Origin of the sequence: uncultured Gimesia sp. (assembly GCF_937919775.1) — a bacterium.
Taxonomy (GTDB): Bacteria; Planctomycetota; Planctomycetia; order Planctomycetales; family Planctomycetaceae; genus Gimesia.
Genome location: NZ_CALFPF010000167.1, coordinates 1 through 10,163 on the forward strand (window position 1 = coordinate 1; position 10,163 = coordinate 10,163).

Sequence of the window (10,163 nt, forward strand, 5' to 3'; positions counted from 1 at the left end):
TTCCTGCTACTTTAGACGGAATCCCGAAAATGGTTGAACCGGATGAAGAATCATTTGTGTTCTTCTGGATCAAGATTGGAGTTCTACTTGGTTTTTTGATCGGATTTTACATCAACTATGTATTTTTCGCTCTAATCTTATACTTAACCGGCTTCCGTTCCGAACGACTCTTACTTAAATATTACGATGAACAACACTCCTCAGATCAAAGTAAAACGAGGAGAATTGAGAGCAGTAAACCTGAAGAAAGTAACTGAAAGCTTTTAACAGTAATGTGTCATTCGCAATCTGCGACTGTTGAAACTTGTTCCAGAATGATTCCTGGCTCTCGAATTTTCAGCTGGCAGTTCATTAAGCATGCACTGCTCCGTGTTATCGATGGAGATGGCGATACGCACTCGCGTCAGGGTTCCGAAGTCTCCCGTTTTCGGGCCGCTTCATAAATCGCTGATCGATTCTCTTCTGTCATGGGGACCTCTTTCCGGACCTGCGTCTCCGCCGACGTCAGTGATTGGATCTTCAGAGTGACCGTTTTTTCTGGCGGATGCCCCATGCGGGTGAGTAGTTCGACGAGATCTTCTTCAACTCGTTTCCGCCACTTGTCTCGATAGGTCTGTTTGCTGAACGCCACAATCTCGGAGGCAGGCAGTCCCTCCAGCGATACGAGCTTGAACCACTCCTCACCCAGTTTGACTTCCGGTTGAGATTCCTGCCAGCGCACTGCGGCGAAAGGGGATCTCTTCAGATAGAATTGACCTGTCTGAGGATCGGGGTCTGTGTTGATCGCCGAATTGACTATGAATACCACAATCAGGATGATGAGCACAAATACAAACAAGCCAATGGCGACTCTGGTCTGAGAAGCACATGATGTGTAGAGACTCTCTTTTGCAAAGGGCAATCCCGGCAAGGCGACATGATCGTCTGCGCCTTTGCCGGTCGTCTCATCTCGGAGACTGTTGAGCAGCGTCAACAACTCCTGGCGTCGCGGTTCAAGCAGCAAAAGTACGGCGCGCTGATTCAGGAAATAAATGAACGAATAGAGTACGACCACAAAGCCGACGGAAAAGACGAAGGAAATGAGAGCAAAAAACCAGCCTCCTGACCGTAACAACCAGGAAGTATGGGCAAAAAATGCCAGGATGGAAATGCTGGGCGGCAGTAGATACCACCAGAAAATATTGCGCAGCAACCAGATTTGATCTTCCACCTCGGTCAATGAACGCTGCACGCAAAGCAGCAGCGGTTCACCTGGCTCAGTAGGCTTCTGCTTGTGACGCAAGCGATACACGAGCATAAACCCGGCCATCCAGACGAGAACCGGGACTGTCAAATACCATGTCCAGGGGGACTTTGTCACGGCCCCCATAATGAACCAGATGGGAATCAGCAGGAGTGCGATTGCGACTTCACGAAAATCGCGATAGAAAATCATAGATCGAAAATTTTGCTGGTCGCGCTGCACTTCCTCGCGCAGTAAGTCGGCATCGATGATGACACGCGTCTGAGATGATTGTGCCTGCCAGGCTTGCTGAAATTTGTCAGGAGCCATCTGTTTCCCCTTTCATCAGTTCATTCAGCGCTTTTTTGGCCCGGTTCAACTTCACGCCTACATTATTTTCTGAGATGCCGAGTACGTCGGCCATCTCCCGATAACTCAGTTCGTCCAGATACAGCAGTACCAGTGCCGCATCGGCTTTTGGTAACTGGTGAATGGCACGGTAGAGTTGTTCAACAGTATCTCGCTGCTGAATCTGCGCGGCACCGTCTCCCCCCTCCGTTGCTACGGCTTGCACCTCCAGCAACGGTTTTTGACTTGCCCGACGAGGTTTGTCCTTTCTTTGCCAGTTCATTGCGGTCTGTAATGCCACACGATAAAACCACGTTGCGACGCTCGACTTCTGCTCGAAATTCGGCAAAGACTGCCATGCCTGGAGCAGAATTTCCTGTGCCAGGTCCTGGGTATCCTCGCTGGTGCGCGTGTAAGCGCGTGCCACCTTCATGACTGACGAGCCGTGCTCGCCAAACCAGTTCATGAACAGTGTTTTTTGATTTTCGTCCAGCAATGTAAAATTTCTTTCCGGAAGTATTAGTAACTTGAGCGTGCGGTTTCTTACAAACAAAAAGTCAAAAAAAACGTCCTGTCGAGAAAATCCGGCCGTTGTCCTCAGTCTGCTTGGATCTGATTGGGACCGTTTTTCTTTAACAACGACGCATATTATTTCATTCGTGAATTACCCGGTTTTTACGATTCACGCAGCAGCAGCCAGAAGATCAACCCGAAGAAACCAATCGCGGCCAGGGCGATGTGCAATGCAGGTACGCTGATCAAACCCACCAATGTGTTTCCCTCAGCCAGCGGCCAGAACGGATTCATTTCCTCGTGCATCAGACTGTCGAGTAGAATATGCGACACGCCGCCTATCAGACCGGCCACCAGTGACTGCCAGAGTAACCGCCGCCGCGGCGTTTTTGCCAGGCGTTCTCCCCAGCTCGAACTGGCGGGCAATACGCGACGAACCATCTGCACGACGCCGAACATCAACAGTCCCGCAACGACACCCATTGCAATGCCTCCCACATAGGTATGCAGGTATCGATGATAGGGCGGCTCATTTCTGCTGAGATAGTACAACACTTCCAGATCAATCAGTACATTCGCAGCCACGTACGAAGTGAGCCAGAAATAGCTAGAACCAAAGGCTTTGGCAAGCAGCCCCGGACAGAAATGAAATGGCGGAAGCGGAATGAGTTGTCCTCCATGACAATATTATGATATTGGTCGGGTCAAATCCGAAATCAGCAGACAAACGAAATGGAAGCAGTTACAATAATAACACATGTATTCTAACTGAGTTCACTTTTTATAAAAGCGCAAATGGAGATTCTTGTGAACGGTCATATTCAAATCAGCAAGCGGCATCGGTTTCGGTTCACATCGATCATCAGGACAACCCCCTGTTATCTGAGTTATCTCCTGAGTGCCGGGATGCTTGTGCTGTCAGGAGCCGCAGCAGCATTCGCCGCCGACCCTTCACCGTCTCAAGGGAAGTACACACCGGAACTTCTGAAACCGTTCTGGCAGGGAGACACCATCGAAGGGGAATCGGTGCTGTTTATCAAAGATCCAGAGACAGGGGAAGCGAAAGCATCCGTCCTGTTTCCCGTCGAGAAAGTGCTCAAAGTCAGTAATTCCGCAGGTGACATCACATACGAGGCAGGCCGCGATTATGTCTGGAAGCCGGGAACCCGTGAGATCACACTTCCGAAAGATTCACGCATCATTTCACACACGCCGGCCGACCTGCGTCGCCCCGCTGATTCACAACGGCACAAATTGACACACCGCGATGGTAACGGGGAAATCTTCTTCGGCGGACAACTGGAATATCACAACATGCAGACCGGCATCACCTACCAGCATAAGCCCGTCGACTGGCAAGCCATCGTGCCGACCTTTGATGAGAAAGCCCTGCCGCGCACGATTCAGAAACTGCGGAAACACGATACCGTTTCGATCGTGCTGCTGGGAGACAGTATTTCCACGGGCTGTAACGCCTCGGGCTGGGCTGGTGCGGCGCCGTTCCAACCCGCGTTTCACGATTTATTGAAAGAACATCTGCAAAGCCACTATCAGAACAGAGTCGAACTGACCAACCCCTCGGTCGGCGGCAAAGACACGCGCTGGGCGCTGACGCAAGTCGACACAGTGCTGGATTCCCAACCGGATCTGGTGATCATCGCGTTTGGCATGAACGATTCTTCCGGCCGCTCCGCAAAAGATTATCAGGCCAACACGAAAGCCCTCATGGAAAAGATTCGTGAAAAGCAGCCTCAAACCGAATTCATCCTCGTGGCACCGATGCTGGGCAACCGGGACTGGATCCGACTCAAACACGAGTTGTTTCCTCAATACCGCGATGCGCTGGCGGAACTCTGTCAGCCGGGGGTCGCGCTCGCCGACATGACATCGATCTGGACCGAGTTTCTCAAACAGAAACAGGACTGGGATCTGACCGGCAACGGCGTCAACCATCCAAACGATTTCGGACATCGCGTTTACGCGCAGGTGTTATCGACGCTGCTCGTACCGCCAACGGTTGCGGTCTCCACAGTAAACACCAGTCCTGCACCGCAGGTGGTCTCGCTCTGGAACGGTAAAGCGCCGATTGGTGAGAATCAATTCGAGAAGGCAGATACGAAGATCACCGTGCATCGTCCGGCGAAAGGCAACGGCGCCGCGATTGTCATCTGTCCGGGCGGAGGTTATCAGCGACTGGTGACCGGCGGCGAAGGGCACGGCATTGCCAGGTGGCTCAATCAATACGGGATTACCGGGGTCGTACTGGAATACCGGATGCCCGCCGGTCGATCGTTCGTGCCGCTGCTGGACGCGCAACAGGCAATCCGCACTGTGCGTGCGAATGCGAAGCAGTGGGACATCGATCCCACCAAAGTCGGCATCATGGGTTTTTCCGCAGGCGGCCATCTGGCATCCACCGCGGCGACGCATTTTGGTGCCGGCAATCCCAAAGCCGACGATCCCGTTCAACGCCAGAGCAGTCGCCCCGACTTTGCGATCCTGGTTTACCCCGTGGTCACGATGGGAGAAAAAACGCACGGCGGGTCGAAAAAGAATCTCCTGGGAGCAGAACCGACGCCGGAACTGATCGAGTTATTCTCCAATGAAAAACAGGTCACCGCGCAGACGCCGCCGATCTTTCTGGCACACGCGCTCGACGATAAACCAGTGCCCCCCGAAAACAGCAAGGCGCTTTATGAGGCATTGCAGGCGAAAAAGATCCCCTCGCAATATCTGGAACTCCCCTCCGGCGGCCACGGCCTGAACGGCTACAAAGGCCCGATGTGGGACGCCTGGCAAACGCAGTCGCTGGCATGGCTGGCGAAACTGAAATTCATACCTGCACAGGATTGAAAAGAAAGGATGATCACTTTCGGCTTGTATCAGACTGGAACAGAGACAGCTCCCCTGAATGCACCACAGGTTGAACTAGCATGATTTACTTAATCCTCATCGTCGTATTCATCATCTTCGTGACCGTGATCATGTCCTTGAATCGCGACGATTTACTCCCCCATACTGCCGACGAATATCTCTCGCCGACACCACTTGATATACTGTTTGAAACGATTGACTCCACTCCCGATACTCCCGTCGGCTTTGGTTATAAAATGTCGTGGCTGGCGATCAAATCGTCTGATGCACACGCTGTCGTGGAAACACTGGTGATCGATCACCTCCAGCCTGCAAACTGGCAGACGGGGATCACTGCCGCCTACCACGGCCACACTTTCATTTCCCCTCCCGTTCACGGCTGGGTGCTTGTCGCTTCTTATCATCTGCCGGAATTAGGGAACGATGCTGAACCGCAACGGTTCACCCCCCTCCTGGCCGGCCTTTCGCAAAAGTTTGGCGAAGTGCAGTATTTCGGGACGCAACGTGTGGTTGGATATCACGCCTGGTCGCGATTTCTTAACGGCACGGAAACCCGCGCATTCGCTTATCTGGGCGAACGAGGTGAGATCCTCGCAGACCGGGGAGAAAAGACTGATGCAGAAATTCAACTGGGGTATGAATACTTCGATCCCGATTCACCAGACGCCGATTCTGATGCCCATTGGGAACGAGAAGATCTGTGTTATCCCGATGAAGAACATGTCATGGAAATCGCCGGTCTGTGGGGCGTGAATCCCTCTCACCTGGAAGAGCAGAAGTTACCGGAAAGCGCAGGCTGGATCGGAAAACTCGGGGCAGTGCCTCACAAACAGTCATCAGATAACACAACTTCCCCGACCGCCGAGTGAAACTCCTGGAGAATCACCTGCTTCCGCGAAATGAATTTCCCTTCGCTTCCGCCTGGACTTAAATCCCGCTTTTTCCTATTCGCTAATTTTTTGGCTTTTCATATTGACACACCCCTTCCCGAAACGCTAAATTATTAGCGTATCAATTAACTTGATCATCAGGAAACTTAAAACATGTCTCAACACGCCAATCTCAGCAGACGGGAACGTCAGATTATGGATTCGATTTATGCGCGGGGCGAAGCCACCGTGCTCGATATCCAAAACGATCTGCCGAATGCACCCACTCCGACTGCGATTCGGACCATGCTCCGCATTCTGATGGAAAAATCTGTGGTGCGGCGGCACAAAGCGGGGCGTGAGTTTGTCTACTCCCCCACTTCGGCGCGACGCCCGGAAGGTGCCAAAGCCTTGAAGCATGTGATTCAGACTTTTTTTGAAGGTTCCTTCAAGCAGGCACTGGCGGCGCAACTGGCCAGTGAAGACGAAACGCTGACTGACGACGAATTGCGTGACATGGTTAAACTCATCAAAGCAGCACGAGCTAAGGGAAACTAAGCAATGGAAACAGTATCAGATAGCATTCCGTTCGTCGGGCAGCCGTATTTCCTGCTGGACATTGTGATCAAGTCGACCGCCATTTTGCTAGTTGCGTTTTTCATGGCGCGACTGTTACGACATACCAGTGCATCACTCCGCCATTACGTCTGGATCGTGGCGATCCTTGCCACATTGACTTTACCCCTCATCAACGTGTGTGTGCCGAAATGGACGATTGAAACCGTCGCCCTGAATCACACAGCAGCACTTTTCACGCAATCGAATGCGGTCAACGCGGCTTCCCGTCACAGCCTGCAATCGACGCCTGCCGTCTTACCGATATCAACCAATCAGCAAATGACCCTGACGAGTTTTTCCGCAAGTGAGCCGCAAACACAATCTGTTTCCGCGTTTTCGTCCGTAAACCACGCCGAACTCAGCGGCTCGGAAGATGCTACCGCTTTCCTGCCGAATGCAGTCATGCTATTGAATGTGTTCTGGCTGATGGGAGCCGCAGTGATGTGCATGCGACTGTTGATCATGCGAATGCGACTACGGTCGGTTTCCCGGGAATGTGAAGTGGTAACAGAGGGTCGATTATTCGATTTACTGCAGGCATATCGCGCTGAACTGGGTCACCCACAGACCGTGAGTCTGCTCATCACCGACCAACGGGCCATGCCGATGACCTGGGGAATCATGCACCCCTCGATTCTGCTCCCGCGCGAAGCGGAAATCTGGCCGGAGCATGAGGTCCGTTGTGCATTCCTGCATGAACTGGCGCATGTTTCCCGCCGGGATTGCCTGTCGCAACTGCTGGTGCAGATAACGTGCGCGCTGTACTGGTTCAATCCCCTGGTCTGGTTTGCGGCCCGGTGCGTGTTACTCGAACGGGAACTCGCCTGTGATGATATCGTGTTGCGGAACGGGACACGTGCGTCAGACTACGTAGCACAACTGATGCAGGTGGTATCGCGTTTTCAGTCAAACAGGACGCTGGAATCTACGGCAGTCTCCATGGCCGCCCGGAACGGTTTTGCCCGGCGACTGAAAGCGATTCTCCATGAAACACAGGACCGACGCCCGGTCCGCCTGCGGACCATGGTTTCGCTGGCGGTAGCGTTTATCGGACTGACGGGTTTGCTGGGAGTCTGCCAGTTTGCGTTCACCGGGACAGCCCACGCGCAACAGGTGAGTCCAATCCAGACTGCGGAACAAGAATCCAAGCCGAAATCAAAGCCAGAATCAAAACCGAAATCCAACGTCCAGGAGTCAATCGCCAAACCGCCTCAGAAGAAAGATGCCAATTCAGTTCCCAAGACGCTACCGACTCAAGAGAGGTCCAAGAAGGAAAACCGTTCAAAGCAGAAGGCGCAGAGTCAAGAACTTTTGAATGGAAGAAAACGCGCGGTCCCGGTTCCCGATCCAAACCGGCCTGCGACGCGGTCGTTGAATATCGTGTTTGCGCATGATCCGGGAATCGGAAACTATGACGGAATTGTGGGACGCCCCAACGACGTCTGGAATTCGGTCGACATTGGCACGACGGCGGTTGACTATACGCGTTATAGCGACGCCAGCCCCAGTACCGCACGGCTGCGAATCACACGTCACGACGGCGAGTGGGGGATTACCGGTCAAACCGGGATCTTCCACGGCTATATCTATCACAATTGTCGCTGCGTTGATCTGGAAACCAAAGTGCTCGACCTTCCGGCCGGCAAGTACAAAATCTATGTCTTCGCGCATGGAGATGCGCCGGAACAAAACGCGGAGATCGAACTGAAAGTCGACCAGCGAACCCTTGGCAGAAAAGCGACCGCCAACGACGGCACCTGGGATTTCCGGACGCAAGCCTTCCGCGAAGGTCTGCAGTATGTCAGCTTCGACTTCACAATCAAAGCCGGCGAAGAACTGACCCTCATCAGCCACCGCGCTGGCAGCGATTACTCCATGTTCAACGCGATTCAAATTGTTCCTCTCGCAAAACAGGACAAGCAGCCGCATTTCGGTTCCCCTGCCAAGCTTGAGGTGCAGAAGTGAATTGGAATTGATCGTACTTAAGGGTGTCCAGTAAAATGATTCACCCTATTACTCGTTCACGGCAGGTTCAGGAACCACCAGTTGTCTGGCATCCGTGGGATGCACCTTGGTCACCATGATGCGTGCCCGTGCTGCGGAGTAATAAGCCCCGATGCGGGGCGCGTGGCAAACCCTGTTGCAGGAATGGTTTCAACAATTGAAAATTATTCCCGATCAAGCCCACCAGGATCGAGGCATCCTGAGCAGGCTGGAATTAAATCCAGTTCTCCGATAAGGTAATGCTTTCTGTTTCATATCAAGTCAGACTGCAAGCTAACGCAGGAGTCGTTATGTCAATCGAGGAAGAAGCAAAACAGGTCGTTCGCCGCTATGTGGATGCGTTTAATCGCGGTAATTTGCAGGAACTCAAGACTCTGCTGTCTGAGGAAGCCGAGATTCAGGGAGTCTTTGGAAAAGGGCTCTTCGAGAAAATTGAACCCATTTGGCGTCAGTTGATCGAAGGCTATGGCATGCAGCTCCAGATTCAGGAGCTGGTGGCGGAAGGCAACAGCGTCGCAGCAAGATATCTCGAGACGGGAACATTTCGTGCACCGGCATTCGGAAATCAACCGACCGGTAAATCCTACGAATTAGTCGCCATGGAATGGTTCGAAATTGAAGACGGAAAGATCAAACGCCGCTGGGGTGCCAGAGATGCAGCATCACAAGCCCGGCAGCTGGGAATACCACTTAATGGATAACCAGGGTTGAGCGGAAGGTTCAGGTGTCTGGATTTAAAACGATCTTAAGGCAATCACTTTTTACCCGGTTTCCGGTTGCGTCCTTTCAGCTGATTTAACTGCTCGGACAAATCACGGACAGCGTCGGTCTGTGTTTGCGAAACGTTGACGTTTTCTTTCGGGTCCGTTGTATGATCGTACAACATGCGTGAGGTCAGCTTGCCTTTGGGAAGCGTGTATTCGCTGTAGCGGAACTGGTCGGTGCGGATCGTGTCGCCGTTTTTGTAGCGGCTGACGGCGGCCTGTTTCCACTTGATATCGGGATCGCGCATTAAACCGACGAAACTCTGGCCCTTCAGATGTGCCGGCTGGGGAATGCCGGTTAAATCACAAAGTGAGGGATAGACGTCAATCGATTCAATGAGAGGCGTGCGACGCTGGCCTCCTTTGATGCCCGGTCCCCGTACGATGAGCGGGATCTGCAGGGAGCTTTCGTAACAGCTGTGTTTGCACCAGAGGGTGTGATCGCCGAGGTTCCAGCCATGATCGCCCCAGAGAACGACGATCGTATTATCGCTCAGCTTCAAGCGGTCGAGTTCTGCCAGGAGCTTGCCAATCTGGGCGTCGGTGTAACTGACGCAGGCGTAGTAGCCGTGAATCAGATTGCGGGCGGTTTCCTCAGTGACCGGCCCTTTGGGGGGAATCCCGGCATAGGCCCGTAATTCGCCGAAATTGTGAATCGATTCCTCGGGTGCGTCCTGAGGAACCTTGTAATTCTCGGGCAACTGAATTTTGTCGTGGTCGTACAGGTCCCAGTATTTCTGCGGGGCAATAAACGGAAGATGTGGTTTGAAGAATCCGACTGCCAGAAAGAAGGGCTGCTCCTGTTTATTTAATTTTTGCAGTGTTTCAATGGCCTTCTCAGTCAGTACGCCATCCATGTACGCGTTATCGGGAACGTCGGCCGCTTCCCACGCCGGGCCTTTTTTCTTATTGCCCAGTTGTTGTCGTTTCGCGTGCAGTTCCTGATTTTCC

The 10,163-nt window shown here is 52.8% G+C and carries 10 protein-coding genes; 6 read left to right on the forward strand and 4 right to left on the reverse strand.

The features are described from left to right. The coding region (locus tag Q0294_RS04495) for a hypothetical protein (RefSeq protein ID WP_299461356.1) at positions 1–257 on the forward strand (257 nt) is incomplete at its 5' end. Between the two features lie 146 nt (positions 258–403). Here Q0294_RS04495 and Q0294_RS04500 read toward each other — a convergent pair. The 3 genes from Q0294_RS04500 to Q0294_RS04510 all read right to left on the reverse strand — a co-directional run bounded on the left by Q0294_RS04500 (position 404) and on the right by Q0294_RS04510 (position 2,668). Further along, a complete protein-coding gene (locus Q0294_RS04500) occupies positions 404–1,552 on the reverse strand; it encodes a hypothetical protein (RefSeq protein WP_299461358.1) in 1,149 nt (382 codons plus the stop codon). Further along, positions 1,542–2,066: an RNA polymerase sigma factor gene (locus Q0294_RS04505; protein ID WP_299461360.1), complete on the reverse strand. Its 525-nt coding sequence runs from the start codon at positions 2,064–2,066 to the stop codon at positions 1,542–1,544. Before Q0294_RS04505 ends, Q0294_RS04500 begins: the two co-directional genes overlap by 11 nt. Before the next feature lie 179 nt (positions 2,067–2,245). Continuing rightward, positions 2,246–2,668 carry a DUF4184 family protein gene (locus Q0294_RS04510; RefSeq protein WP_366917904.1) on the reverse strand — a complete coding sequence of 141 codons (423 nt, stop codon included), beginning with the start codon at positions 2,666–2,668 and terminating at the stop codon, positions 2,246–2,248. Between the two features lie 222 nt (positions 2,669–2,890). On the opposite strand from Q0294_RS04510, the gene Q0294_RS04515 reads away from it, so the two are divergent. The 5 genes from Q0294_RS04515 to Q0294_RS04535 all read left to right on the forward strand — a co-directional run bounded on the left by Q0294_RS04515 (position 2,891) and on the right by Q0294_RS04535 (position 9,149). After that, the gene (locus Q0294_RS04515) at positions 2,891–4,936 is read left to right on the forward strand and encodes a GDSL-type esterase/lipase family protein (RefSeq protein WP_299461362.1); all 2,046 of its coding nucleotides are present in this window, start codon (positions 2,891–2,893) and stop codon (positions 4,934–4,936) included. A gap of 80 nt (positions 4,937–5,016) precedes the next feature. After that, a complete protein-coding gene (locus Q0294_RS04520; RefSeq protein ID WP_299461364.1) occupies positions 5,017–5,826 on the forward strand; it encodes a hypothetical protein in 810 nt (269 codons plus the stop codon). A gap of 174 nt (positions 5,827–6,000) precedes the next feature. Next, positions 6,001–6,384, forward strand: a complete 384-nt coding sequence (locus Q0294_RS04525) for a BlaI/MecI/CopY family transcriptional regulator (protein ID WP_299461366.1) — start codon at positions 6,001–6,003, stop codon at positions 6,382–6,384. Positions 6,385–6,387: 3 nt separating this feature from the next. Further along, a complete protein-coding gene (locus Q0294_RS04530; RefSeq protein ID WP_299461368.1) occupies positions 6,388–8,409 on the forward strand; it encodes a M56 family metallopeptidase in 2,022 nt (673 codons plus the stop codon). A 329-nt stretch (positions 8,410–8,738) separates the two neighbouring features. Then, positions 8,739–9,149 (forward strand): ester cyclase, encoded by a 411-nt coding sequence (locus Q0294_RS04535; protein ID WP_299461370.1) that lies wholly within the window; start codon positions 8,739–8,741, stop codon positions 9,147–9,149. Positions 9,150–9,202: 53 nt separating this feature from the next. On the opposite strand, the gene Q0294_RS04540 is transcribed toward Q0294_RS04535, so the two are convergent. Next, a partial coding sequence (locus tag Q0294_RS04540; protein WP_299461372.1) for a sulfatase occupies positions 9,203–10,163 on the reverse strand: 961 nt, incomplete at its 5' end.

Coding starts and splice junctions, on each gene's coding strand:
- Q0294_RS04530 (WP_299461368.1), top strand. CDS start 6,388: ATGGAAACAGTATCAGATAGCATTCCGTTCGTCGGGCAGCCGTATTTC.
- Q0294_RS04525 (WP_299461366.1), top strand. CDS start 6,001: ATGTCTCAACACGCCAATCTCAGCAGACGGGAACGTCAGATTATGGAT.
- Q0294_RS04520 (WP_299461364.1), top strand. CDS start 5,017: ATGATTTACTTAATCCTCATCGTCGTATTCATCATCTTCGTGACCGTG.
- Q0294_RS04500 (WP_299461358.1), bottom strand. CDS start 1,552: ATGGCTCCTGACAAATTTCAGCAAGCCTGGCAGGCACAATCATCTCAG.
- Q0294_RS04535 (WP_299461370.1), top strand. CDS start 8,739: ATGTCAATCGAGGAAGAAGCAAAACAGGTCGTTCGCCGCTATGTGGAT.